This window comes from Pedobacter deserti, assembly GCF_024436415.1.
Lineage (GTDB): Bacteria > Bacteroidota > Bacteroidia > Sphingobacteriales > Sphingobacteriaceae > Pedobacter > Pedobacter faecalis.
Genome location: NZ_JAFMZQ010000001.1, coordinates 2,933,253 through 2,959,775, shown reverse-complemented (window position 1 = coordinate 2,959,775; position 26,523 = coordinate 2,933,253). Strand labels below are relative to the sequence as shown.

Sequence of the window (26,523 nt, the reverse complement as noted above, 5' to 3'; positions counted from 1 at the left end):
TTTGCAAGTCGCAGGAGGGGTTTTTAATATTCCGTCATGAAAGTTGTCTCATTTTTACCCGCTGCTACCAAGATGATCTACGATATGGGTTTGGAGGAATATCTCTGCGGGGTTACCTTCGAGTGCCCCAAAGAGGCGTCTGCCCAGCCAAAGATCGTCCGCTGCGTGCTCGAGGGCAACAATTACTCCAGTGCAGAGATCGACCGAATCTTTTCGGCATCAAAAGCCCAGGGCAAAAGCTTGTATTGGGTCGACGAAGAGTTGCTCGAGCAAATACAGCCCGATGTGATCTTCACCCAGGACACCTGCGAAGTCTGTCTCATCGACACCGCCTGCACCTTGTCTTCCATTGCCAACCTCAGCAAGCAGCCTCAGCTCGTTACCTTAAGTCCGGATAGCCTAAACGATGTGTTCGACTGTGCATTAAAAATCGGCCAGACACTCGGGAGGGAGGAAGTGGCGCTTCGCTATCTGGCCGCGTTAAAAAGCCGGGTGGACGATATTAGCGACACCTTGAGGCTTCATCGCGCTCCTCTAAGAAGGGTTATGCTTATGGAGTGGATCGAGCCGATCTATAACTGCGGGCACTGGATTCCTTTCCAGATTGCAGCAGCCGGAGGGGTAGATATGCTGTCTAACCCCGGGGGCGATTCGATTGTCAATAAATGGGAAAAGATACAGCAGTACAATCCTGAAGTTTTGGTTATCGCACCCTGCGGTTTCGATGTGCAGCGCAGTTTTCAGGAAATGTCGCTCTTAACCTCAAAGCCAGGCTGGGATGAACTCGAAGCTGTTAAGAACAAGGCGGTCTACCTGGCCAACTTTGATATGTTTACTCAGCCTAGCGTAGGCACTTTGGTTCAGGGCATCGAATCCCTTGCCGAGATGTTTCACCCGGAGATCTTTGGCGGCGATCCATCTGCTGAAAAGCGGTTCGTTAATTTTTACCACCAGGAACTTGTTCTCCGATAAGCCGCAAATAACCAAAAGCGTTTTCAACTGGAGCGGGGGCAAAGACAGCACGCTTGCGCTTCACTATGTGCTCCAGGACAAAAACATACAGGTCGACTGCCTGCTCACGACGGTTAATGATGGTCTCGACCGTGTATCCATGCATGGGCTGCGGACCTCCTTGCTGATCAGACAGGCAGAAAGCATTGGAATCAGACTTCATCAGGTCCGCCTCCCGGAAATGCCTGGGATGGATGTCTACGAACGGGAAATGCGCCTTCACTTGAATCGTTTGCGGTCAAGCGGCATCGGACAGGCCATTTATGGCGATATATTTCTGGAAGACCTGAAAGCCTATCGGGAGAAGCAACTGGCTGAATTGAACATGACCGCGCACTTCCCTTTATGGAAGCAAGACACCAGGACCTTGCTGGAAACCTTTATCAATCTTGGCTATAAAACCATCGTTGTTTGTGCGCAGGAGCGACTGCAGAATTTTTGCGGGCGGGTGATCGACCATGATTTTCTAAGTGAACTACCCGCTGATATTGATCCATGCGGCGAGAACGGCGAGTTCCATACCTTCGTTTTTGATGGCCCGATTTTCAAAGAGCCCATCAGGTTCCGCACGGGCGAACGAGTGCTCAAGACCTATGAAACGGCAACCGTAAAGAATGCCGGATACTGGTTCCTAGATCTGCTCGAGTGCTAGGGTAAGCCCTACATTCCAGCCAAGCCAGCCTTTCACTTTTGAGGAAAAGTCGTGCCGGCGATCGGGATACACCTGTTGACTGTAGTTTTTCGCAGCACCGCCAACCGGCGCATTGCTCACATAGACCGAGTAAGCCGGGCCCGCCACAACAGCAAGACCTTTAACAACCTGATACTGTGCGCTCAACCCAAAGCGGTTCAGAATGTTCGAATAATCCCAATTACCCAGATACAGATACTGTGAAGTCAGTTCCATAGCTGCCGACCACCTCGGTCCGAAAATAAAGTCGTGACCGAAACCCAATCCGGCGCTGAGCACCTTAGCCGTATCTGAGAAGTTCTTGCCAGCCAGCAGGATATTATACAATTTGGCATTGCCCAGTTTCAGTGCCACGTTCGCGTTTATGGTCTCGTTGGCCGACACACAGACACGGTGATAGCCGTGATGTACGTAATTGAGCAGGCCGATGCTGTAGCCTTCATTGCGACTGGAGATATTCAGCAAGCCGATCTGCAGGCCGCTCACATCAGTCGCGTAATTGACCAGACCAGCTATCTGGACTCCGTCCAGTTTCTTCACGGTAAGGTTAACCAGGCCCGCCACCTGTGTTCCTTTCATGTCTTTCTGCACAGCGTTGACCAGTCCCGCTACCTGGACGCCTGAAACGCCTGTCCGTACATCGTTGATCAGACCGGCGACCTGCACGCCCCTGACCGAACCGCCAACGCCGTTAAACAAGCCTGCTACCTGCACCTTATTTACATCGCCCTTGGTAATGTTGAACAGTCCGCCCACTTCCACACCATCCACGCCTGCGGTATATCCGCCAAGAACATTCAGCGAACCTTTATTGATCATTTGTCCGCTCATGCTCCCATGCGAACTCAAACCTGGTATTAATGAAGCCTGAAAGGGCATATTCGCCAGAAAATCCGGGATATTCAGGCTCTGAAGCTTTTGTTTGGATGACAGGAAAAACCTGCTGAGTCCCAGGTTTTCAATACGGTTCAAAAAGCTGGCCGACTCGTCTGCTTCTGTACGGTACCCCTCTGGTTTCACCGTGATATCTGCCAGAAAGAACAGGGATGTATCCCGGTAGTTCTCCCGGCTGGCAGTGAGAATCACGTTAGAGTGATTGCCCTTAAAGCGTAACCTAAAATAGCCATCCTCGTCTGTTAAAGCCGACTGCAGCAGCCGCTTTTCATACACGCTGGCTTTCGATAGTCTGGCACCTGTAGCTGCATCGACCACATAACCGCTGATCTGGTAGTGCGACTCGTTCTGCGCGATGTTCTCCGGCTCAATCGTCAGCCGGTTTGCCGCATACCTTAAAATAATATGTTCTGCGATTTCCTTGTATTCCACCGTTCCCTCAAAGAGCCGGTCGAGCACATCACGCACCGGCATCTGATTTACTTGAATGCTCACCAAACTATCGCGGCGGAAAAGGCGTCCGCTATAAGAGAAGTAAAAGCCGCCTGCCTTGCTCATCTGCTCAAGCACACGTACAACTGGTTCGTTGCTGACATTCAAACTCAACTGCTTATCCAGGTTGCCACGATACCGTACAACAGCCGATTGCGCATGTACCAGCGCCGGAGCCAACAGGGCATAAACGAGCAAAAAAAGCGTCAGGCGTAATTTCATTTCGGAAGTTTAGACAACAGGTACCGCTTTCCGTTACGCTCCATTTTTAAGCCCAGGGTCTCGCAAACGATCCGCAGGTTGTCTTCCAAGGGCGTGTCCGGTCGCAAGGTAATACTGATCTGTTCCCTGGCCGTAGCCTCATCGCTGACCTCAATCTGTGCTTCATAGGCCTCGTTCAGCACATCAAGGAGTCGCCCAAGCGGTATGTTATCGGCGACAAACTGCTTGCTGCGGTAGTAATTATATAAGGCATCTGTGCTGGCCGATTTGCGTAGTTCGCCCGACGCAGCACTGATCAGCACCTTCTCACCCCGGCGCAGTTCCAGCTGGCTTTGGCCTCGGGAGACACGCACAATGCCGCTTTCAACGATCACCTCTGTCTCATTTCCCCGGTGCTTCACATTAAAAGAAGTGCCCACCACCAAAACCGAAACCTTGTCCACATCGATCACAAAAGGCCTCGCCCGGTCTGGCGCTACCTCGAAAAACACATCTCCCTCTTTAAGCCGCACACTGCGATTGTCGGCAAAATCGGCCGCATAGCTAAGCGAACTGTTCTTGTTCAAGGTAATTACCGAACCATCAGGAAGTTTTTCCCGGCGCACATCCGCCTGCGCCACCACATCCGTGTAGCCCGAAGGGCCAAGCAGACTGTAGACAAGCCAAATTCCAACAACTGCAACCAGCGCTGCAGCTACCCGTATCCATGTGCCTGCAAATGAAGGCCTGACTTTCAGAAAAGGAACTTGTCGCGATTCAGAATTTCCTTCAGTGGCGCGCGACTTAAACCTGATCCATGCTTCATCTGCATCGGGCCTGGCTGATGCACTTAAACTTTTGCTTGCCGTCCATATCTTTTCAAAGGCAGCAAACCTGGAACGGTTTGCTTCCGATTGCGCAAGCCATTCCTCCACTGCGATCCGTTCAGCTTCAGCGGCCTCATTCAGCAGATATTTGATCAGCAATTCATCTTCCATAGCCCGGTTCCTAATTAAAAAAGTCCCTGTAATAAACCGCAAAAGCGACCACGAATACCGTTATAAAATCAGCCAGTTTCAGCCTAAGCGTTCTCAGGGCCTTACCCATCTGGTTTTCAACTGTCTTTACCGACAGGCCCAGTCGCTCGGCAATCTCTTTATATTTCAGATCCTCATAGCGGCTCAACTGAAATATGGTGCGGCAAGCCTCGGGCAGTTCATTCAGGGCTTCGGTAAGCCGCATCTGCAATTCTGACAGCTCTGCTTTCGCAGAGGCCGGCTCCTGCATCTTGTTCATGCTGTGCGCGGCATAGTCCTGATATTTCAATTTAATCTTTTCGTGCTTCAGATAATTCATGCTGTCGTGATAAACGCATTTATACAAATAAGCCCGCACTGCAGTCTCAATATTCAGCAGTTCGCGCTTCTCCCAAAATTTAAGGAACATCTGCTGCACAATCTCCTCCGCCACATCGCTGTCCTGGAGGATAACCTGTGCATAACTATGCAGCTCCCCGTAATGCTTTTTAAACAACTGTTCAAAAGCAACATCATCATATACGCTGGCACGCGGATTCACGTCAATTAAATGGGGCTCAAAATATTTAAGCCCCAAATATACCAGTTTCTTTTTATGCTGATGCCATGCAACAAGTTTAGTCGCGGTTCTTAAGCACCTTGCCTGAGCCGCTAACCTCTGCATCAACCTGCGGATTGCCGTTATAATATATTTTTCCGCTTCCGCTGATGCGGGCCTTAAGGCGGTTGTACACCGTAATCTCCACCTCACCGCTGCCCGAAACTTCCACATCGGCATCCTCGGCACGCAAAGCTTCAAGGTCGGCATTACCCGAACCGGATACGCTTACCCGCGCATTTTCCGCTTCAATGGTGCGCTCCAGGTCGACCTCCCCAGAACCGCTCACAGACACCCTGAACTCGTCGACCGCCGGGAAAGCTCCTGTTATATCGATCTCGCCGCTGCCGCTGGCAGATACATGGTCGATAAGCGGGAGGGTTACGGAAACCTGCAGGTCGTCGTGACGCACGTTCACGTCGTCGTACTGCAGATACAAGATTCCGCCGCGTACTTCCGTTTCGAAATGCGGGATCAGGTTGCTCGAGCCCTTAATAACCACCCTGTATTCTGTGCCGTAACTAATCTGTACGTCGGTTGCGCCATTTGCGCTTACGCCGGTAAACTCGTCCAAATTCCTGGTTTCTGAAGTCCGCTCGCCATTGGCCGTTAGCCTGTCTTTGGTGCATGACATAAGTGATAAACCGATAAATGCTGATAAAAGTAAATGTTTCATGATGTTGTATTAAATAGATAAATAATATTAAAACCGTATATGTAAGCCAGCCGTATAGCCCAGGTAAAGTGCCCTGAAATCCTCGTCCCAGTCGCCATTCCATTCCTTCAGATAACGCTTGGTCAGGTTAACCCCTTCGGCCGTATCCGTGCTGATGAAATGAAGGGCGGGGCCGGCAAAAAGCTCTATGCTCGGACCAATCTTAACGGCTGGCATCACCCGAAACGAGGCCTTAAAATATTCGCCCTCCTCAAAATCCTCCAGCATCCCCGAAACGAGTTCCGTGTTCAGTCGGAAGACCGGCGTACGCAGCAAATGGGCACCCAAGCCGGCCTCGAAGGCATACACCGCATCATCGTTTTTGAAGTTATAACCCAGGCCGATGATGCCGTACATCACCTTGCCGCCCGATCTGAAGCCCGCCATCAGCGTCTGATTCTCGTCGATCGTGAGGCCTACGCTCTTCTCGCCCTGTCTGATGATGTTGATGATCCCGATGGGACAGTCGCTGCTGTCGGCAATGTTCACAAAACCGGCAATCTGCGCGCCCTTTACTTTCCGTGCCACGTTAATAAAACCCGCGATCTGCGAACCATTTACATCACGGGCGGTGTTCACAAAGCCCGCAACCTGCAGACCCTTCATATCGCCTGTCGCCACGTTGCCGAAGCCAGCAAATGCCGCATGATCGCCGCCGCCCGAGGTGTTCAGAAAACCTGCGAACAAGCCCCCGTTGGCTTTTTTGCCGATATGATTAGAGAAACCGGCAAACTGTACCCCATTGGCATTACCCCTTACCACGTTCGAAAATCCGGCAAAGGAGGGACCCTGTTCTTCGGCCGAAACGCCTGCAAAAAGGTGGATGGAAAGGTTGTTCGTATCCAGCGGTGCATGTGTGCCATTGGTGCTCAAAGGATACACAATGCCCAGATGCACCTTGCCAGGAAGCTGATGCTGCGCGGCCGATGTAAATGCGGCCGCCATTAAAATAGATGTTAAGATTGATCTCATGTTGTCTTGTTTTAAACTAAGACAGCCAGATTTCGATCTACCCCTACGCGCTTAAAAATTATTTTTTGCTGCCTGCAGGCGGGCGACTTTCTTCCGCCCAAAGTGCAGGATAAGGAAGGCCGACAAGGTCGTAACGGCCATAATGGTTACCATCGGCACAGCCGAGGTCTGCTCAAAAAAGCCAATACATGCCGAGGCAATGGCACCGATGGCCATCTGCGATGCGCCCATAAGCGCCGAGGCGCTGCCGGCATTTTTGGTAAAAGGTGCGAGCGATAAGGCCGCGGCATTAGGGTTTGCAAAACCCAGACAAGCCAGAAAAAGAAAGAGCATAACAAGTGTGCCCGCCAGTCCGAACCAGCCGTTCATGCTGCCGACCAGGAACAGCGAGGCGATGACCAGTTGTCCGCATAATGCCGCATAGATCATTTGCTCGCTGCGGTATCTTCTGAGCATCAGCGTGTTTACCTGGCTGGCGCCTATAAAGGCGATGCTAAGTCCGGCGAAGATCCAGCCGTAGGTTTCTTCGGCTACGTTAAAAACCGACATAAACAGCAGGGGCGAGGCGCCCACATACACAAACAGGCCCGCAAAGGCGAAAGCGCCGGTAAAGGCATAGGTATAAAACTGCGGTACGCGCAATACGGCCGAAAAATTGGTCAGGATAGGCTTGGGTTTTAGGGATAAGGTTGGGTCGGGCGACTGTCCCGCAGGCAGCCAAAGCCAGCTGGCAAGCAGGTTAAAGACCCCCAATCCGGCCAGGAAAAGAAATATGGCATGCCAGCCAAAGGCCACCGAGACGTAGCCGCCCAGCGTAGGCGCAATCATGGGCGAGGCGCCCAGCACGAGCATCAGCAGCGCGAACACCTCGGCATTTTCAGATACCGGAAACAGGTCGCGCACCAGCGTAATGGAAGCTACGCCCGCCGCGCAACTTCCAACAGCTTGAAAAAATCGCAGCCATATAAAAGAATCGATATCTGCAACAAAGGCACAGGCAACAGAAGTAAGAATATAGGCAAGCAGTCCGATATAAAGTGGCATTTTACGCCCGTAGCGGTCAAGCAGCGGCCCGTAAAGCAACTGTCCGGCCGAGATGCCGATGAAATAGCTGGAGAGCGACCAGGCAACTTTCGCTTCGCTGGTCTGCAGATCGGTCGCTATGGCCTTAAAACCAGGTAGGTACATGTCGATAGAAAACGGCCCTAAAGCGGTAAGCGATCCAAGGATCAGAATAAGGAAGAAATAAGTGGTACGTGGCATATGACTAAGAGCATGCAAATATAAGATTTAATCGATATTTTATAACTTCTAAGCTGAGGCAGGCCTTATCTTTGTGGTATCATTTTCTAGAACCCATTATTTAAATCGTTTATTATGCATACTTTAGCTTTTAAAACCAATATTAAATGCGGTGGTTGTATTGCCGCCGTAACCCCGGTTCTTGACCAGATTCCCGGTGACTGGAAGGTAGATACAGAAAGCCCGGATAAAATCCTCACCATTAGTACAGATGAGCCCCTCAATCCAAAAGAAGTTATCATTGCTCTTGATCAGGTAGGGTACCAGGCAGAGAAAATATGATCCTCCATATTAAAAATATGGTGTGCGACCGATGTAGCCTGATTGTACGTCAGCAACTTACCCAGCTTGGTTTCAGTGTCTCTGAGCTTAGTCTGGGGCGGGCAAACGTTACGCCGGATCCAAGCCCTGCACAGCTGCAGGATATATCAGCCGCATTCCAGGTACTTGGCTTTGAATTGATTGATAAAGAAAAAGACAAGCTGGTTGAACAGATTAAGAATGCTGTTATAAACCTGGTTCATTACTCAGATCTTGAGGAGATAAACCGAAGTCTGATGCATGTGATCGCCGATCAGCTTAACCGTGACTACACTTATCTTAGCCGGCTGTTTTCTGACCGGGAGGGAATAACCATAGAGCGCTACATCATTCAGCAGAAAATCGAACGGGTAAAGGAACTTTTAGAATACGGCGAGTTAAACCTCAATGAAATTGCTTACAAGATGGGCTACAGCAGTAGTGCCCATCTTTCCGCCCAGTTTAAATCTATCGCAGGGATGTCTCCCTCGAAATACAAGTCGTCCGATCACCCTTCCCGCAGACCGCTCGATAAGGTATCGAAATAACTACGCCGGAAAATCCGCGCCTGCGCTGGTTTCAGCCCAATGGTCGAAGTCTGTAGCCAGTTCCTCAATTTTCTTTCTGGCATTTCTAAGCGCAGCCGCACCTAAGAGCAGCCGTAATGGTGGATTTGCAGCTTCGGTGGCCTGAATAATAGCCGCAGCCGCCCTCACCGGGTCGCCCGGCTGATTGCCGCTATATCCCCGGATGCTGTCGTGGTTTTGCCAAGCGGTAGTTTTGTAATCTTCAATAGTTTGCTCTGCCTCGTTGGCCGATCTGCCCGCCCAATCGGTGCGGAAACCGCTCGGAGCTATAATGGTAACTTTTATACCCAGCGGCGCAGTTTCCTTAGCTAAAGACTCAGAGAAGCCGTCTACCGCAAATTTAGTAGCGTTGTAATAGGACAAAGCGGGAAATGCCATGAGCCCTCCGATCGAAGAAACATTAAGAATATGGCCGCTTCGCTGCTTGCGCATCACCGGTAATACTGCGCGGGTCATGTTTGTAAGTCCCCAAAAATTCACCTCAAACATGCGGCGCACTTCCTGTTCATCACTCTCTTCGGCAGAACCAAAATAACCTATGCCAGCGTTATTCACCAGAACATCTATCTGACCGAAAATCTCCAGCGTTTGGCGCACAGCCTCGTCTATCAAATTTTGGTTTGTTAGGTCAAGCCCTACTGCAATCGACGTTTCGGGGTAAGCAGTAATAATATCTTCGATATCTTCAACTTTACGGGCGGCTACTGCTGCACGATAGCCCTTTTGTAAAACCTGTTTTGCTAGTTCGCGGCCAAACCCTGTAGAGCAGCCTGTTATTAACCATACTTTGTTCATATTCATCTCATACTTTTTTGCTAATTAACACCAAGCATTTTCGTTCGGTGTCAGTCAAAAATCATTTTCGTTTTACGGCTTGTATATTCCTTATATTTGCCCGCTTATGAAAATTGCCCATTATGCTGTTCAACTTCCCTGCCAAAGTCAGGCTCTTCGACTTTTCACAGCCGGTTAATTATAGGACCGAGATATTGGCCGGACTTACCGTAGCCATGACGATGATGCCTGAATCGCTGTCTTTTGCGATACTGGCCGGATTCCCACCGCTGGTAGGTTTGTACGCCGCGTTTATCATGGGGTTGGTCACCGCTATTTTTGGTGGCAGGCCAGGGCTGATATCTGGAGGGGCGGGGGCCACCGTGATCGTGCTTATCGCATTGATGCGATCGCACGGAATAGAGTACGTGTTTGCCGCCGTAGTGCTTGCCGGCATAGTGCAGGTCCTGGTCGGTTTGTTCAGGTTGGGTAAGTTTGTTCGCCTGGTTCCGCAACCCGTAATGTTCGGGTTCGTGAACGGTTTAGCTGTCATTATATTTTTGTCGCAATTTGAACAGTTTAAGACCGTAGTAAACGGTGAAGTAACCTGGCTTTCGGGTACGCCCTTGCTCATTATGGCCGCACTCACTGCATTAACAATCTTTATCGTACTTATCTTCCCTAAGATTACCAAGGCGGTGCCGGCTTCGCTCATGGCTATTATAGTAGTGTTCATAGTCGTAATAGCATTCGATATCGATACCAAAACCGTCCGTGACATCGCTTCTGTAAGTGGAGGTTTTCCTCCGTTTCACATTCCTCAAATTCCTTTTACATGGGAAACTTTAGAGATTGTGCTTCCCTACGGAGTTGTGATGGCAGGGGTGGGACTAACCGAGGGTTTGCTTACGTTGAACCTTGTAGACGAAATTGTAGGTAACAAGGGAAAAGGCAACAAAGAGTGCCTGGCTCAAGGTTCGGCGAACATCCTGAACGGGCTGTTCTCGGGTATGGGCGGCTGTCCGATGATTGCGCAAACCATGGTCAATCTATCAGCCGGAGCTCGGTCCCGTTTATCTGGTATTATCGCGGCACTTACCATCCTGCTTATCGTACTGGTAGGTGCACCTGTGATAGAGCGCGTACCCATGGCTGCACTAACTGGCGTAATGATTATGGTCGCTATTGGCACGTTTGAATGGATGAGTTTTCGCGTGATAAACAAAATGCCGAAGCAGGATATTTTTGTCGGTATCGTTGTAGCCCTCATAACGGTTTGGTTGCACAACCTGGCCCTGGCAGTTCTGATAGGCGTCATCATCTCTGCACTGGTTTTTGCCTGGGAAAGTGCGAAGCGTATCCGGGCGCGGAAACATGTAGATGCGCATGGAGTAAAGCACTATGAAATATACGGTCCGTTATTTTTTGGCTCCGTAGCCAACTTCAACGATAAATTTGATGTTGCCGGCGATCCGCAAAGAGTAGAAATAGATTTTAAAGACAGCAGGGTGGCCGATATGTCTGGTATCGAAGCGTTAAATAAGCTTACAGAACGCTATCGTTTAGCCGGCAAGTCGCTTGTATTACGGCATTTAAGTCCGGACTGCAGGCAACTGCTAAAAAATGCAGAGGGGATTATAGAAGTAAATATTGCCGAGGATCCGCAATACAAGGTAGCAACGGAAAAAAACATACCTTCCTGACGCTTTTTTTTATCATTTTTGAAAAGGTATGAACACACGAACAAAGAAACGAAAGAATATAACATATTATGGATAATCTGATCAATCATCCCGGAGTAATTACTGGATTCGGCGTAGTAGTGGTAGGGATGTTACTGCTGGACCTCGGTGTGTTTAACAAAAAAGCTCATGCGGTTTCAAATAAAGAAGCTGCCGTGTGGTCTGTTGTATGGATATCGCTCGCCATGATATTTAGCGGTGTCATTTATTATGTTTCCGGCTTTGAGAAATTTACTCAGTTCCAGTCGGCCTATTGGATAGAGAAGGCGCTGTCTGTCGATAACCTTTTCGTGTTTATCCTGGTATTCGGCTACTTTAAAGTACCTAAGATGTTGCATCACAAGGTACTGTTTTGGGGAATTATAGGTGCACTTATCTCCAGAGCGATCTTCATTTTTGCCGGGGTTGAGCTTATCAATTTAACATACCTTCCTGAGATGAACCTTTTTGGTCATAACCTGCGTATCAATGCAGTGTTATTTATCTTCGGCTTATTCCTGATCTACGCAGGTATTAAATCGGGCTTTACGAATGACGATGATGATGCCGAAAAAGACTTTAATAAAAGTGCCGGTGCACAGTTGATTTACCGGTTATTTAAAGTGAGTAAAGACTTTGATGGCGAGAAGTTCTTCACCGTGGAAAACGGCGTTAAGATGGCCACGCCGCTCCTGGTCGTGGTAGCTGTGATCGAATTTACCGATGTGCTTTTTGCGGTCGATTCCATTCCTGCTATTTTCGCCATTGCACCAGATGATCCATTCATCCTGTACACTTCCAACATATTTGCGATATTGGGGCTTAGGGCTCTTTATTTCCTGTTGGCTAACTTTATGTACATGTTTAGCCTGCTTAAATATGGCCTGGCTGTAATTCTGGCCTTCATCGGTGTAAAAATGGTGATTTCGCCCTTGTACCATATTTCGTCACCCTTATCATTATCTATTGTCGGAGGCGTACTGTTCATTTCTGTTATAGCTTCGCTGATTGTGGCGCGTAAGGCCGATCCTAATAACATCTAGACTGATCTAAAATGATAACGGCCGACAAATAATGCCGGCCGTTATCATACTGTTCCGTTTGGTTCAGCAATTAGTACAAGGTGAATTCCACCCTTCTGTTTTTCTGACGTCCATCAGCAGTTTTGTTAGACGCAATGGGTTGGTTAGGTCCGTAACCTGTAGCCTCAATTCTTGAAGCATTTGCTCCCTGAGATACCAGATATGCTTTTACGGATTCCGCACGGTCTTTCGACAAACGCATATTCAAAGCCATTGAACCGGTATTGTCTGTATGTCCGGCCAGCTTCAAGCTAAAGTCTTTTTGTACAAGCAATTCAGCCACCTTGTTAAGCGTTGGGTACGACGTAGAACGTATTGTTGCCTTACCTAAATCAAACTCAAGGTTTTTGATCGCTTCGTCAACAACCCTACGGTCGGCCTCTGTAACCACAACTTTTTCCCTGATGATTTGTGAAGGAGCTTTTAGCGGACAACCTGCGCCATCTACCACGGTGTTAGCAGGTGTACCCGGACACTTGTCATATTTATTAGCTACACCGTCACCATCGTCATCGGCCAGTTGCTTCATCAACTCTTCCTTATCTCTGCGGGCATTCTCTTCGGCCGAAGAAAGTGCTCTCCTTAGCTCAGCGCTTTCGGCTGCGCTTTCTTCACGGATAGCAGCAATAGCGCTATAGTTCTGCAACTGAGAGGTTCCTTTGCGGCCAAGTGCAATCTCGATACCGGCGTGGGCATAAGAGAACCTGTCGTTGGCACCGCTCGCTACGCCGTCAAAATTGTTGTCCTTAACAAAGTTCACCTGATATCCAAGATCGATGTTTACCCCTTTAGAGACGCCAATTTTGAAACCTGCACCAATCGGAACAAACCAGTTTTGCTCATATCCAGTACTGCCGGCTCCAGTCCCGGTCGCGTTTGTCCGTGCCTGCGACGACATATAGCCCGCACCAGCAGTTAGGTAAGGCGACAATATGTTACGCTTCTGATTTAAACTAAGATTGGCGATGGTAAAGTTACCACTTAACGCGGCCGACCACTCGATGCGAGATGTAAATGTTTCACGCTCACCTGTAAATGCGTTCATTCTTGCGCCGCGAACTTTACCGGCCAGGAAATCCGCCTGCAAGCCAAAGCCAGGGACGATCTGTTTTTTGATATAACCGCCGTATCCCCATTCTTCGTAAGGCGTAGAAAAGTCGCCATTACTGCGGTTATTAAACGGTGTGTAATGGGTAAGCATACCCCCATGCAATCCTATGGACCAGGTACGGAAATACTTTTTACCAAATCTGTCCCCTGTTTGTGAGTCTTCTTCCTGAGCGAATACTTGTGATGTAGCACCCATTAGGGCGGCAACCATCATGGCTTTTGTAATTTGTGATTTCATTTTTCAATTAGTTAGATATATTTTCATTCACATAGCCGTGAACATCTCAACCGGAGAAATAACCCTGCCAAATTTGGATGAGTTGTGTGTACTTTGACTTAAAATAGGTTAATAGTCAGCCGAATACACAAGACCTCAAAGTCTTTTGTGAGAAGGTAGGGATCTGCAATCTAACCTGTAAACTGTATAGAAAAAGCTACATTTGCTCCTGGTCGGAACAAATTTATAACTCAAAGGTCTGACCTTTTTCAGGTAAGTTAACATGGTAGCCAAGATCGTTAAGACTGGTCATAAGTGCCTGCATGCCGGGTCGATCTCCGTGCACCAAAAACACAGCCTTCAAGCGCGCAGGATTTTGCTGAGTTACCGTATTCACCAGATCTTTATGATCTCCGTGTCCGCTCAAAAGATCTGTCTTTTTAATGGTGGCATACACCATCAGATCACGATTTCTCAATCTTACGATCGGGTCTCCACGCAAGAGCCTGTCGCCAAGCGTTCCCTTAGCGCAATAACCTATAAAAAGTATCGTGCAATAATAGTTTTGTATATTATAGTACAAGTGATCCTGTATCCGCCCCCCTTCAAGCATGCCTGCCGACGAGATAATAATGCAAGGCTCATGATAGTTGGAGATGGCAGTGCTCTCTTTGAGCGTATGGATATAAGTGAGTTCCGTGAACTCAAACTCGTCGCCCTGTCTCTTATAGAAATCGCGGGACTCCGCGTTCAGCAAATGCGGGTATTTTCGGTAAACCTCGGTGGCATGATTAGCCAGGGGGCTATCTACGAAAACTTTCACCGGCGGAAGTAACCCCTGACTAAAGATCTTGTTTAACGAGTAGACCAAGGCCTGTGTTCGTCCTATACTAAACGCGGGAATGATAAGCCGGCCGGGGAATTTGATACAGGCCTCCTTGATCGTATCGATCAGCGTATCCTGAAGCGTAGCGTCGGTGCTATGGAACCTGCCGCCGTAGGTAGACTCGCAAACAAGATAATCCACCTGTGGTATTGGCTCCGGATCTACCAGAACCGGGTAGTTCTTACGCCCAATATCGCCTGTAAAGGCAATCTTCTTCTCCTGTCCATTTTCCTTTATGCAGAGTACAACCGCGGCGGCACCAAGAAGGTGTCCGACAGGTATAAACGTTACCGATACGCTGTCCGTGAGTTTAAACTCTCTATTAAATCCTATGGTAACGAAGCGTTCCATGGTGTCGTTCACATGCTTCTGGAGATATAAGGGCGGCGGACCGGAATTCCTTTTGCGGCCGCGGCTCGCCTTGTTTTGCTTGCCGAGAAAGACGTTTACTGAATCAAGAAGTAACAGCTCAGTCAGGTCGGCAGTAGGGGACGTGGCTAAAATCTGTCCTTCGAAACCCATCCTGACCAGAGTGGGCAAGTTGCCAGAATGATCTATATGGGCATGAGTAAGGATTACGACATCAACCGAAGCCGGGTCAAAAGGAAAATAAATATTCTCCTCCTGTAAAGTGCCCTTTTCATAATCGAGGCCACAGTCAATCAGTATAGTATAATTATCAGTCTGCAGTAAATGCATACTGCCGGTGACCTGTTGCGCAGCTCCCCAAATGGTCAATTTCATGCTCAAAATCCCGTAAAGTCGCCCAAGTTAGGAATTAATCCTGTATTAGCCAGTTGTTCCAGTCAGAGATTTTGAAGCTATAATTCAGTTTATCGGGTATGTGCTTGCTGGTCACTATTTTCCAATCGCACAGTTCCGCTATGAACCGAGGCGCTGGCAAGCCTGACTTCCGTGCGGCCAACGTATAGAAGTCAGCTCTGGTAGGGTGATGAGGTGCTACGGCGTTCAGGCGAAGATCCCATACCTCCTGCTCGATAACTGCCCTGGTAATCCCTACGCAATCGTCAAGGTGGATCAGATTCACCGGCGCGAGGCCGTTATTTATGCTTGTTTTCCCGGAAAAGAAGCGCCCCGGATCGCGGCCTGGACCAACTAATCCGCCGAAACGAATAATGGTGGTTTGTGTAGTCGGGACCTGCATGACCACCGTTTCCGCATCAAGAAGTGCTTTCCCGGAAGCCGTAACGGGCGAAGGCGGATTATCTTCGTTAAGACTGGTATTCAAATCGCCATAAACGGATGTTGAACTGATCAGTATTATACGCGTTACCGACCCGAAGGATGCTGCTTTTAATATGTTTCTGATTTTAGGAAGATAAGTATCCTGATTGCCCGTGGCGCGTCCGGGCGGAATGCATATCACAAGAATACTGCTATCAAAAAATGCTGGGTCGAACGCCGACGATGACGGTTCGAAACTTAGTAGAAAAGGATTTATACCGAGGCTTTTAAGATGTTCCATCTTATCCGGCCTGGTCGTAGACCCGTTCACCAGCCAACCCTCATCGGCCAGACTTTTGCCCAGTGCGGTGCCGTACCAGCCGCTTCCCAGTATACTAATCGAGTTTTTTTTCATCGGTTCTGCAGCGGATTTTTGATGTATGGAAACCTAAATCCCCTGTGTTTGTTGTGAATGTGACAAGTAACAAATATGCGCATTATGGACAAGACAAAAAAGAAACTGCTCGAAACAGAGACCCAGGAAGAAGCCACAATGGGTCTGGATTCAGATCATTCGTCGAACGGACAAACGCTTTTTCCGGAATTAAACACAGATAATGATACTGGTAACGAAAATGGGGGTAAACGCACACCCGGAGACGATTTTGAAGGCGACGGACTGATCGGAAACTCGCCGCTTGAAGACAAATAGCTGGAATTGGCATCATTTTTTCTATACCGTACTTAACACTAACTACATTAAACATTAGAAGCCATGAAAAACGTAATTTTAATTTTAGCAATAGCAACGGGTCTCTCGGCATGTACGTATAATGCAAAGGATGAGGCCAAAATGAAACAACAGGCAATGGCAGCAGTAAGGGACAGTTTGAAACTCGATAGTTTTAAACGTGCCGAAGCTCAGCGAATAGAAGATGAGCGCGTAGCAGCCAGGGTAAGACAGGAAACTCAGGCTCGCGAAGCCCAGGAAAAACGTACACTGCTCTTGTCAGAGCGTAACGACCCTGCGCCAGCTCCAAGGACTTACAGTGAACCTGCTGCGCAACAGAAAAAAGGATGGAGTTCTGCAGCTAAAGGGACTGTAATAGGAGCCGGGGCCGGAGCACTTGGTGGCGTGCTCCTCGATAAAAAAGATGGACGTGGAGCCATCATAGGGGGTTTGGTAGGTGCCGGAACCGGTTATTTGATCGGTCGTGACCGCGACAAGAAAAACGGTAGGGTGCAACCTAAAAACTAGGCTGTTCAATTTGCGCATAGGCAGAATATAAAAAGGTCGCCACAACTTAAACAGCTGGCGACCTTTTTATTTTAAAAACGCGCCTCACAGAATAATTATGCAGGTATTTCCATAATTTATTATGAAATAATTCGTATGTTCGTTTTACAAAATATTCTAAAATTTCTTTTACAACAGGCATGGCTAAAAGGCAGATATTGATAGTTGATGACGAAGTCAGCATCCTTAAGTTGTTAAACTTTGTTCTTTCAAGCCAGTACGACCTGATCATCAAGACAAGTGGGGTAGAAGCTATCAGCTGGCTGGAAGAAGGGAATTCCCCGGAGCTTGTTATTTCTGACCTGGAAATGCCTTATTTTGACGGCAGCTCTTTCATTTATAATTTGAAAATAAGCGGCTATTACCGAGATACACCGGTGATTATTCTATCAGGCGCCAGCAATCTTCCTGAGAGAGTGTCGCAGATGCCTTTTACGCTTGACGACTTTATCCAGAAGCCCTTTAACCCGGCACAATTAAAGGAGGCTATTTCAAACGTTTTTGCAAAATATGATTCAAACAGAAGCTAATTTATCATCGGCAGCTAATAAATCTATCAAACTGTTACTCTCAGCTCCGTCATTTGCCGGAGAATTGTTGCCGCAGTTGCAGGCTTCTTTCGATGTGCATCTGGAGGCAAATATTGAGGGGGTCGATAATTATTTGAAAGACCAGTCTCTTTATTCCCTTCCCGATGTGATATTACTGGAAGTTGCTGATCCGGCTGCATGCTTTAATTACGTTGGCAAGCTTAAGGAAAATTTACTTCTGCGCGGACTCGTCATCATACTACTTGCGAATAAACCCGACAAAGCACTACGTGCTCAGGCGATGCAACTTCGCGTGAACGATCTCTATTACGCGCCTATTCCGGTAAAAGATCTGTGTGAACGCATATTTTTCCTGGTTAAGTTTAAGCTGATCAAACCTCAGCTGTCTGACCTCTCCAATATAGATTACACTTATAAGATGCCTTTCCAGAAACGTCTCTTTGATATTGTTGCTTCTGGTTTGGCCCTGCTTATTCTGTCACCCTTGTTGCTTCTTGTCGGAGTTATTGTTGCCCTGGAATCCAGAGGACCGGTTATATTTAAGAGTAAACGCGTGGGTACCGGATATAAAGTTTTTGACTTCTATAAATTCCGGTCTATGCGCCAGGGTGCCAGCGATGAATTGAAGCAGCTCTCGGAAAACCTCAACCAGTATGACAAGTCGGAGACCGGAAATACCACATTTGTTAAACTTAAGAACGATCCGCGCATCACACGATTCGGCAGTTTTATCCGTACATACAGTATTGATGAACTGCCCCAGCTTTTCAACGTGCTTATCGGAGACATGTCGCTGGTGGGAAACAGACCCTTGCCACTATACGAAGCAGAAATGTTAACTTCCAATGAATGGACGATGCGGTTCCTTGGACCGGCCGGACTAACCGGTTTATGGCAGGTAAGCAGGAGAGGTAAGGCTGATATGTCAGAGCGGGAACGTAAGAAGTTAGATAACTTTTATTCTCAGAACCATTCCTTCTGGTTAGATCTTAAGATCCTGCTAAAAACCCTTCCCGCTGCAGTGCAGAAGGAAAAGGTTTAAAGCTATTAAGTTATTTGTCGTTGCAGTTCTGACGGGTGATGTTGACGCCGTTCAGGATCACGTCGAATTCGGTTCTCCTGTTAAGCTGCTGATCTGCCTCAGAACAAGGTACACCATCGTAGCATCTGTTCACCAGACGCGTCTTTCCGTAATATTCAACCTTGATTCTTGACGGTGAAATTCCCCTTGAAACCAAATAGCTCTTTGAAGATTCTGCTCTTCTGAGAGACAGGCTCCTGTTGTAGGCCTCTGATGCGCGGCTATCGCAGTGACTGGAGGCGATAATGGTAATTTCCGGGTATTTATTCATAAGCGATACCAGTTCATCCAATGCAGGTCTTGCATCAGGGCGAATGTCGGAGCGATCCAGGTCGTAATAAATGTTCTGAACCGCAAATACCCTTTTCAAAGAATCACAGTTGTTAAGCACATACTGTTGAATATTCTCGGTCTTGAACAGATAGATATCCCTGTTGATCACACTGTCCTGAGTAATGCCAATGGATGAAACAAACCCGATCTGATTAATATATCCGAGTTTTTGCGCCGTCACCTCATAATCCATTTCGCGAGGCAGCTCGCGTTTAAATTCTCCTTTAGATCCTGCACGTATCGTGTCTGTACCATCCAGATGGTGCATCAGCAGCCGACTTCCCGCAAGCGGAAGCCTGGTCCGCCCATCCCTGATCGTTCCTTGAAACACGATGGAATAAGTTGATTTTCTGAAGGTATAAATGTCATCGTTTCCACGTCTGTTGGAACTCAGGAAGCCGCCTTTGCCGTCTTCGTTCACGATCATACCAAAGTCGTCTTTAGACGAATTGATCGGCGCTCCCATATTCTTGGGGTCAGACAATGGCCGCATTTCTTTCAACGCGACCTCGAACATGTCAAGGCCACCCAGACCAGCGTGTCCCGTCGATGCAAAATATAGTGTGTTATCTTTATCAAAATAGGGGAACATTTCGTCTCCCTCCGTATTGATCTTCTTACCCAGGTTCACAGGTCTCGTCCACTGCCCATAGCCCGAACGCACGCAGTAATAAAGGTCAGAGCCACCATAACCACCCGGACGGTCGGATGAGAAGATCAGAATATTTCCATCTTTACTTAGTGTCGGGTGACCAGTAGAAAACTCATCGCCATTATAGGGGAACTCCGTAATCTTACCCAGATTCTTGCCCGAAACGGTATAGAGTTTTAGCTTGTTTATACCTTCTTTGCTAGTTCGGGTACGGCCCTTATAGTAATTGTTCCGGGTAAAAATAATGGAGCCGTCAGGAAATGCCGCTGCCGAGCCATCGTGAAATTTCGAGTTAAGGGCTCCCTTCAGCAGTGTAAGATTAAGCCCCTCCTCCAGGATCAGGCCCAGGGTATCGCGCTCGAGTGAAGTATTATACTGGCCAAGGGTTTTAGTGTCATTGCTTGTCGGAGCAGTATCATCATCGTTGAAGCGGTAAAGCCTGTTGTCCTTATTCTGGGCTATCGCCATAATACTGTCGGGATCTACCACCTTAACGGCAGAAAGGGTAGGGACAACATATAAACTGCTGAAAGGCGTATTGTCCCATTGAAATATGCGTCGTGATAGTTTCTTAGTTTGCCTGTTGCTCGTGAAAATCAATCCGCCATTATAAAAGGCCGGAGAATAGTCCGAACCCTGGGAGTTCAGGTTAGTAAAACCAAGCTTCCAATTGCCAATATTCTTATTAAGCTGGTTCAGGTTCGAACTCGCAAAAGCAGCAGCGCGCTTGTCGGTCGGAATCATGCTGAAATATTTCCTGTACCAACCTTCCGAACGTTCATATTGCTGATTATTAGCCAGTGCTTCCGCATAGTGAAGCGCCCATTCGGGTTTCAGGTTTTTTTGCCGGCTCAACTTTTCGTACCAGAACAAAGATTCCTGGTAATTTTTAATCATCCGGTAGCTATAGGCGATCATTTCCTGCGCCCGCACATTACCAGTGTCGGCCTTTAGCACGGAAGAAAGCTCCTTAATTGCCGATACATATCTGAACGCGTTGAATTCTGTGGTAGCTTTACTCAAATTGACGTTAGCAGACTGGGAAAAAACCGGCGAACCCGAAACAAGCAGGAATACAAGAAGCAATAATTTATTTAAGGTCAATTTCATAGTCTAAAAGTATCTTGGAGATAGTATTCTGCCGCCGCCAAAACCGAATTCATACCTCAGCATGATTTCGTGGCTGCCGGAATTGAAATTTCTCAAAGCAGTTGTACTATAATCATAGCTATATCCAATTCTGATCTGAGGGCTCGCCTGCACTTCAATAAGGCCGGCAATATCTGCACTTGTACGATATTGTGCGCCTATGCCCACCACATCCTTAATCCAAAGCGTAGCATTGATGTCGGCTTCAACCGGAGCACCCTTTACACCCTTGATCAAAAAAGAGGGTTTAAATTTGAAATCATCATCCAGGTCGAATACATAACCGCTGGCCAAAAACAAGTGCATGTATTGCGTGTTTCGGAGATCACTGTTGGGCGATTCAAATTCAGTAAGCCGGTTTTTGGCAATATCCTGAGCCGACAATCCAACATAAAACCTGTCCGAATTATAGTAAACGCCCGTACCAAAATTGAACAGCACTTTATTGATGTTATAGCTGAAAGCCGGATCATAAGCCCCGGTGTTCAAATTTACAGAGGTATAATCGGCCCTGTACTGAAGCACATTACCTTGAATACCAAATGCAAGCGTACCCTGATCCATACGAATCCTGTACGCGCCGCTAAATACAGCCCCGTTTGTTTGCGTTATCCCGAGGCGGTCGGTCACCAGCTGTATCCCCAAACCGATGGTTTTGTCGTACACCGGTGCGTCCAGTGTCAGCGTGCCTGTTCTCGGTGCGCCTTCAATGCCAGTCCACTGATTACGGTAAAGCGCAGTAGCCGAAACAACGTTCCTGCTTCCCGCATATGCCGGGTTGATGGCCAGCGTATTAAACATATACTGCGTGTACATGGGGTCCTGTTGAGCTTTCAGGCCGAGTGTGGCAGCAAGGAGGGTAGCTGTAAATATGGTTTTGAAAACTAATTTCATGTTATCTGTTAATAGTGATGTATCCAACTTTTCTATCTTTTCCGTCGAGTATAATGACATAGTAATATGTACCTGGAGGAACATCGTCGCCCACATACAGCCCCTCAGTAGTTTTCCCGTTCCAGTTATTTTGATAATCTGTCGAACGATAAATCCTGTTACCCCATCTATTGAACACCTCGAGCGACACCCGTTTGCCTAGCGCATTTTCAATAACGAAGAAATCATTGATACCGTCATTATTTGGAGAGAAACCTCCAGGAATCTTAAGATCGAGTTTGGTTAGGGTAACCGGAGTCAGTACAGAAGGAGATACATCGCCCGCAGTTATCGGATCGGGGTTGAAACCGTTTGTCGATTGGTCGCTCACCTGGCTGCCATCGCCGGCAGATATACCCTCCACGGTAGCAAAGTTATTGAACAAACCTTCTTGCTTATTAAGTACAACACGCACTTCCATATCTACCGTTTCCTTGGTCAGACCCGCAAGGGTGCTTGCCGGAAGCAACATATTGGTCACACTGTTCCCATTATAAGCCTGATTTATTCTCAACGTGCTTGTTCCTGAAGTTGTAATGTTAACAATCTGGTAGGTAGCATCCGTAAATGCAAGGCTCAGGTTATCAAACAGCCCGACATTATTGACAGTTACATCTCCATAATTCACCATCGTGAATCTGTACCGCACGCTATAACTTCCGTCCGCATTTTTTGTGGTCGACACCATAGCCTTGGCCAAACCGATCTTCGCAGGAGCAGTAACCGTAAGGGTCACCGTAGCAGGTGGCGACTGATTACCGTTCGCATCCACAATCACATAAGTGAACTCATCTGGTCCTGAATACCCCGGGTTCGGTGTATATATAGGCCTACCTGTAGCCGGATCAATCGAGATCGTGCCATTTGTTGGCGGATTGGTAATCACAAATGAACCACCGGTAGGGATCGGGATGTTGATAATAACGTCGTCGTCGGTGGAAACTGGGATATTCAAAGAAGGCGCAAAAAGAAGCACCGCAACCGTTGGGTCAGAAGGGCTCACGTCTCCCGGAGTCGTAGGGTCAGGTGTCAAACCCGTAGTCGATACGTCTGTGGTAGTTGCCCCGTTATCGGCCGATTGTCCCTGCGCCGTTGCAGAGTTGGTATAAGTACCCGTCTGCTGGTTACCACTCACAGTAATCTCCAGTTCCACCTGCTCTTTAAAATTAGCCGCAAGTGTACTTGTATTAAGCAGTAACTGGGTAGCCGTATTTCCATTGTAGTTAGCGTTCGTCCTTAAAGTACCTGATCCGTTGATACGGTTCACCGTCACCGTTCGGCCAGGGAAAGCCGTAGCCAGGTTGTCGATCAAACTTAAGTTATTTATTGCGACATCCCCGTAGTTCACCATAGTGAACAGGTATATCAGTCTGAAACTACCATCCTGATTAGCCACCGTAGAGATCAGCGCCTTAGCCAGACCAATCCTCGCAGCCCTTTTCACCGTTAGCGTTACCTTGCCTGGAGGCGACTGATACCCATCTTCATCTTCGATCACATAAGTGAAGTCGTCAGGGCCGGTATATCCAGGGTTAGGCGTGTAGATTGGTTTGCCTGTAACAGGATCAAAAGTTATGGTGCCATTCTTTGGGGGAACAGTAATGATTACCTTACCGCCCGGGGGAATGGGAACATCAATCACGGTAGGCGTGCCCGTTGGCGCATCTATAGTGATGTCTGGAGCGGGAATCGCCGGATTAATCGTCACATTTACAGTAATCGGATCAGATTCAACAGCATCAGCAGTTCTAAGTACATAGGTAAATACATCTGTGCCGATGTAACCCGCCTGAGGGGTATATCTGATTTCCCCTGTAGGTGTTACCGTAACAGTACCCCGGGTTGGATTGGCATTAACAAGTACTGTTGTTCCAGTTTTATTAAGGTCATTGTCTTTTACAGGTATGGTAACTGCGTTATCACGTAAAGTAGTAACGTTGTCGGCCGAACCAACCGGCTTCACAGTAACGTTAACCAATATCGGATCAGATTGAAGCCCGTCCGCTGTCTGCAGAAAATAGGTGAAGTTATCGAGTCCTGCGTAACCTGTGGCCGGGGTATAGAGCGGCTGGCCTGATGAATTAATCACCACGGAACCATGAGCCGGTTGAGTAGTGCCCGGAACAACAGTGGTCCCAGCACTGCTCGCATCATTAGCCTTAACAGGAATAGTTACCGCCGTATTTGAATTGGTGGCAATATTATCAGTGCTACCTACGGGTCGCACATTTACGGTTACGGTTATCGGATCGGAAGTCACACCAGTTCCATTTCGCAGAATATAAGTAAATGAATCCTTTCCGCTAAATCCGGTTTGCGGTGTATAAGAAATCGTTCCGTTTGGATTTATGGTAATTGTGCCGTTCACCGGATCCGCGCCCCTGGTCACCGTCACTCCGGTTTTATCAAGGTCATTATCCTGAACAGGAACCGTAATAGGACTTCCAGCGAGCGTTGTTGCAATGTCCGGACTTCCTATTGGCTTGGCATTTATTGCGACATTTACGGTGGCGTTGTTACTTTCTGTACCGTTGATGTCTTTTACAGAATAAGTGAAAGTATCGTTGCCGCTGTAGTTGTTGGTCGGAGTATAGGTAATTACACCCGTAGTATTGTTAATTTGAAGCGTACCATGCTGCGGAGGAGATTTGATTACGATAGAACCGAGATTTAAAGTTGTATTACCATCTGCATCTATATCATTGCTTAGTACGCTCATCTCAACCGCAGTATTGAGGTTTGTTCGATAAGAATCATCATTGGCGACCGGTGCACTGTTCACCACAATCTGGACGTCGTCGGCCAGATCGCAGCCTGCTCCGGAACTTATCGTCCAACGGAAAATATATGTGCCAGCAGTAAGATTTCCGACAGTTGTATTATTTTGATTTTGGTTCACAAATGTTGCTACGGTAGGGCCGCTGATTTGAGACCATCTCCCCGTTCCTGAGATTGCTGCATTCGCTCTCATTACGTAACTCTGCGGAGTCAGGGAGGCAATAAGTACCTGATCAGGGCCAGCGTCAGGTGCGGTTGGTGCCGTTACATAATTTACGGTAACTTTCGCCGAGTTAGAAAGCTTACCATAATTATCCCTCACCGTATAATTCGCCTCAACGGTCCCAACGAAGGGTGCGTCTGGTACAAACTCTACAATGCCATTGGATGTCAATGTAAATACCCCACGGCCAGGAACTGTATATGTTGTTTGTATTCCCGATTGAGCTGGATTCAAGTCGATGGAGGCAACATTTATCGCTCCATTCGTGTTATTTGTAACATCATTGCTCACCACATTAACTATAGCACTATTGCTGCTGCAGGATGTTAAAACATCGTCATTGGCCGTCGGAGCGACAAGACTAGCATCATCAAAGACGTCAATGTCTACATTCCTTATTTCGTGATAATTTGTTTGGTTACCTGTTGAAGAAGCTAGTCCGTAACGTAGAAGGGGTGGTGCTGGCTCGGTATAATGATAATTATCAATTACCGTAGTTTCAATCGCTGGAGAGCCTCCCCGAACGATCTTAACAGTAACCCGGTATCCAACCACGGCGTCTGGAGCCAGGTCAATCTTTACTCTCCTATACCCAGGAGATGTTGGATTTGATTGTCTGGATGAAGCGTTTCCTACTAGAGAAAAGGGATTAGAAGGCATTGTCGAGGTTTGCACTGTAGTGAGAAACTTGTAGTTGTTTGGTTCTAAAGCTGCGCCATCGCCTTTACCCCTTAGCGTCACTGAACCAGGTCTGGTGCCGGGAAGTCCTCCTTGTCTGCCTTCTGTATTGTTAGAGAAGTTGCCATATTCATCCAGTCCAATAGCTAAGTATCCTTTACTCACACCAGGCGAAATGGGTGTGGTGGTTGTTATTTGTGCGTAACCGAGCGATCCACCGAATCCCCCGATAACGAATGGGTTTGCCGTAGCATCAAACAGGAAAAAACTGATGCCATCTGCACCACTACCTCCGTACACATAATATTCTAATTCTACTTTCAAACCGTTGCTTGAGGGGAAATTGGAGTTGGAATAAATGTACCCTTTTTGATTCCTCGTATTGTTCGTAAGACGTAAATAACCATCTCCGTCCGGATCGAGCGGGTTCCCGGTATGAGTCTGTGTAGCGATATCTAATCCGCTACCGCCCGCAGTTAAAAACGCAGAAGGCGCGCCGCCGAAAGTAATTCCCGGAGCGGTAGACCTTCTAAAACTCTCCAGGTAAGGGAATTGTGCAAAGGTTTGATTTGCAAATAAACAGAGACCGAGGAAAAATATATTAAGTCGTAAAAATTTAATCATATCGATTTAAAGAGTGAGTCTACTATAGTAACCAAAAAGAAAGCCATAAGAGCGAGTAACCGTTTTTTTTCTAGTTTTTGGTTGAAACAACTTGTATACAATGACATACACAAATATATGTGCGCATTTTATAAAAAGGGGAATTCATGAGCATATTATTTTCTGGGGAATTTTTCCCACTACATGTAAAAAAATCCCCTAAAAAATCCTCAATATTGAGCAGAATTGTACACTTATCGATCAAACCACGTGTCGTGGGCTACTTTAAAACAATTAAATATCTGTTAATCAAATGTCTAATAAGATCAAAGCAATTATTATTGTCGGTTTCTGTTACATGGTATAATTTTAGTCATCATAGAATTAACAATAATGTTTTTTAGCCAAAAACTAAATAAGATAGTTGACGCCGTATAGCCAAAAATATTACCTTTATTTTTTAATTAAAG

General features: G+C 47.5%; 23 protein-coding genes. 10 read left to right on the top strand and 13 right to left on the bottom strand.

Features of this window, described 5'->3' with window-relative positions:
• Window positions 1–36: 36 nt before the first annotated feature.
• Both J3P40_RS13395 and J3P40_RS13390 read left to right on the top strand, forming a co-directional pair.
• Window positions 37–972 (top strand): ABC transporter substrate-binding protein, encoded by a 936-nt coding sequence (locus J3P40_RS13395; RefSeq protein WP_256006550.1) that lies wholly within the window; start codon window positions 37–39, stop codon window positions 970–972.
• The gene (locus tag J3P40_RS13390) at window positions 959–1,663 is read left to right on the top strand and encodes a Dph6-related ATP pyrophosphatase (protein ID WP_256006548.1); all 705 of its coding nucleotides are present in this window, start codon (window positions 959–961) and stop codon (window positions 1,661–1,663) included. The genes J3P40_RS13395 and J3P40_RS13390 overlap by 14 nt, the downstream gene beginning before the upstream one ends.
• Here J3P40_RS13390 and J3P40_RS13385 read toward each other — a convergent pair.
• Genes J3P40_RS13385 through J3P40_RS13360 form a run of 6 tightly spaced genes read right to left on the bottom strand, consistent with a single transcriptional unit; the run spans window position 1,643 to window position 7,874 of the window.
• On the bottom strand, window positions 1,643–3,310 hold the full coding sequence (locus tag J3P40_RS13385; protein WP_256006546.1) for a hypothetical protein: 1,668 nt from the start codon (window positions 3,308–3,310) through the stop codon (window positions 1,643–1,645). The two genes, J3P40_RS13390 and J3P40_RS13385, sit on opposite strands and share 21 nt — an antisense overlap.
• A complete protein-coding gene (locus tag J3P40_RS13380) occupies window positions 3,307–4,287 on the bottom strand; it encodes a FecR domain-containing protein (protein WP_256006543.1) in 981 nt (326 codons plus the stop codon). The genes J3P40_RS13385 and J3P40_RS13380 overlap by 4 nt, the downstream gene beginning before the upstream one ends.
• Window positions 4,288–4,297: 10 nt before the next feature.
• A complete protein-coding gene (locus J3P40_RS13375) occupies window positions 4,298–4,990 on the bottom strand; it encodes an RNA polymerase sigma-70 factor (protein WP_256006541.1) in 693 nt (230 codons plus the stop codon).
• The gene (locus tag J3P40_RS13370) at window positions 4,944–5,600 is read right to left on the bottom strand and encodes a head GIN domain-containing protein (RefSeq protein ID WP_256006539.1); all 657 of its coding nucleotides are present in this window, start codon (window positions 5,598–5,600) and stop codon (window positions 4,944–4,946) included. The genes J3P40_RS13375 and J3P40_RS13370 overlap by 47 nt, the downstream gene beginning before the upstream one ends.
• 27 nt (window positions 5,601–5,627) lie before the next feature.
• On the bottom strand, window positions 5,628–6,611 hold the full coding sequence (locus tag J3P40_RS13365) for a hypothetical protein (protein WP_256006536.1): 984 nt from the start codon (window positions 6,609–6,611) through the stop codon (window positions 5,628–5,630).
• A gap of 51 nt (window positions 6,612–6,662) precedes the next feature.
• Window positions 6,663–7,874, bottom strand: coding sequence for a multidrug effflux MFS transporter (locus J3P40_RS13360; protein WP_256006534.1), 1,212 nt, complete (start codon window positions 7,872–7,874; stop codon window positions 6,663–6,665).
• Window positions 7,875–7,988: 114 nt separating this feature from the next.
• Here J3P40_RS13360 and J3P40_RS13355 point away from each other — a divergent pair, with 114 nt between their 5' ends.
• Together J3P40_RS13355 and J3P40_RS13350 are read left to right on the top strand one after the other, a co-directional pair.
• Complete coding sequence (locus J3P40_RS13355) at window positions 7,989–8,195, top strand: heavy-metal-associated domain-containing protein (protein WP_256006531.1); 207 nt, start codon at window positions 7,989–7,991, stop codon at window positions 8,193–8,195.
• Window positions 8,192–8,761 carry a helix-turn-helix domain-containing protein gene (locus tag J3P40_RS13350; RefSeq protein ID WP_256006528.1) on the top strand — a complete coding sequence of 190 codons (570 nt, stop codon included), beginning with the start codon at window positions 8,192–8,194 and terminating at the stop codon, window positions 8,759–8,761. Before J3P40_RS13355 ends, J3P40_RS13350 begins: the two co-directional genes overlap by 4 nt.
• On the opposite strand, the gene J3P40_RS13345 is transcribed toward J3P40_RS13350, so the two are convergent.
• Complete coding sequence (locus tag J3P40_RS13345) at window positions 8,762–9,601, bottom strand: oxidoreductase (RefSeq protein ID WP_256006526.1); 840 nt, start codon at window positions 9,599–9,601, stop codon at window positions 8,762–8,764.
• A 116-nt stretch (window positions 9,602–9,717) separates the two neighbouring features.
• Between J3P40_RS13345 and J3P40_RS13340 the strand changes: the two genes are divergently transcribed.
• Both J3P40_RS13340 and J3P40_RS13335 read left to right on the top strand, forming a co-directional pair.
• Window positions 9,718–11,277 carry a SulP family inorganic anion transporter gene (locus J3P40_RS13340; RefSeq protein WP_256006523.1) on the top strand — a complete coding sequence of 520 codons (1,560 nt, stop codon included), beginning with the start codon at window positions 9,718–9,720 and terminating at the stop codon, window positions 11,275–11,277.
• Between the two features lie 68 nt (window positions 11,278–11,345).
• A complete protein-coding gene (locus tag J3P40_RS13335; protein WP_256006521.1) occupies window positions 11,346–12,338 on the top strand; it encodes a TerC family protein in 993 nt (330 codons plus the stop codon).
• A 70-nt stretch (window positions 12,339–12,408) separates the two neighbouring features.
• Here J3P40_RS13335 and J3P40_RS13330 read toward each other — a convergent pair whose 3' ends face one another.
• From J3P40_RS13330 to J3P40_RS13320, 3 genes are all read right to left on the bottom strand, one after another.
• Complete coding sequence (locus J3P40_RS13330) at window positions 12,409–13,725, bottom strand: OmpA family protein (RefSeq protein ID WP_256006518.1); 1,317 nt, start codon at window positions 13,723–13,725, stop codon at window positions 12,409–12,411.
• A gap of 223 nt (window positions 13,726–13,948) precedes the next feature.
• Window positions 13,949–15,334 carry an MBL fold metallo-hydrolase gene (locus J3P40_RS13325; protein ID WP_256006517.1) on the bottom strand — a complete coding sequence of 462 codons (1,386 nt, stop codon included), beginning with the start codon at window positions 15,332–15,334 and terminating at the stop codon, window positions 13,949–13,951.
• A gap of 34 nt (window positions 15,335–15,368) precedes the next feature.
• Complete coding sequence (locus J3P40_RS13320) at window positions 15,369–16,190, bottom strand: SDR family oxidoreductase (protein WP_256006516.1); 822 nt, start codon at window positions 16,188–16,190, stop codon at window positions 15,369–15,371.
• 84 nt (window positions 16,191–16,274) lie between these two features.
• Between J3P40_RS13320 and J3P40_RS13315 the strand changes: the two genes are divergently transcribed.
• The 4 genes from J3P40_RS13315 (at window position 16,275) to J3P40_RS13300 (ending at window position 18,665) form a co-directional block, all read left to right on the top strand.
• Window positions 16,275–16,487: a hypothetical protein gene (locus J3P40_RS13315; protein ID WP_256006514.1), complete on the top strand. Its 213-nt coding sequence runs from the start codon at window positions 16,275–16,277 to the stop codon at window positions 16,485–16,487.
• Window positions 16,488–16,550: 63 nt separating this feature from the next.
• On the top strand, window positions 16,551–17,033 hold the full coding sequence (locus J3P40_RS13310; protein ID WP_256006513.1) for a YMGG-like glycine zipper-containing protein: 483 nt from the start codon (window positions 16,551–16,553) through the stop codon (window positions 17,031–17,033).
• A gap of 179 nt (window positions 17,034–17,212) precedes the next feature.
• On the top strand, window positions 17,213–17,602 hold the full coding sequence (locus J3P40_RS13305) for a response regulator (RefSeq protein ID WP_256006511.1): 390 nt from the start codon (window positions 17,213–17,215) through the stop codon (window positions 17,600–17,602).
• Window positions 17,583–18,665 carry a sugar transferase gene (locus tag J3P40_RS13300; protein ID WP_256006508.1) on the top strand — a complete coding sequence of 361 codons (1,083 nt, stop codon included), beginning with the start codon at window positions 17,583–17,585 and terminating at the stop codon, window positions 18,663–18,665. Before J3P40_RS13305 ends, J3P40_RS13300 begins: the two co-directional genes overlap by 20 nt.
• 10 nt (window positions 18,666–18,675) lie before the next feature.
• Here J3P40_RS13300 and J3P40_RS13295 read toward each other — a convergent pair whose 3' ends face one another.
• Genes J3P40_RS13295 through J3P40_RS13285 form a run of 3 tightly spaced genes read right to left on the bottom strand, consistent with a single transcriptional unit; the run spans window position 18,676 to window position 26,074 of the window.
• The gene (locus J3P40_RS13295; protein WP_256006506.1) at window positions 18,676–20,799 is read right to left on the bottom strand and encodes an OmpA family protein; all 2,124 of its coding nucleotides are present in this window, start codon (window positions 20,797–20,799) and stop codon (window positions 18,676–18,678) included.
• A 3-nt stretch (window positions 20,800–20,802) separates the two neighbouring features.
• Window positions 20,803–21,732: a PorP/SprF family type IX secretion system membrane protein gene (locus J3P40_RS13290; RefSeq protein ID WP_256006504.1), complete on the bottom strand. Its 930-nt coding sequence runs from the start codon at window positions 21,730–21,732 to the stop codon at window positions 20,803–20,805.
• Between the two features lies 1 nt (window position 21,733).
• Window positions 21,734–26,074 (bottom strand): cadherin-like domain-containing protein, encoded by a 4,341-nt coding sequence (locus J3P40_RS13285; RefSeq protein WP_256006502.1) that lies wholly within the window; start codon window positions 26,072–26,074, stop codon window positions 21,734–21,736.
• Window positions 26,075–26,523 lie beyond the last annotated feature (449 nt).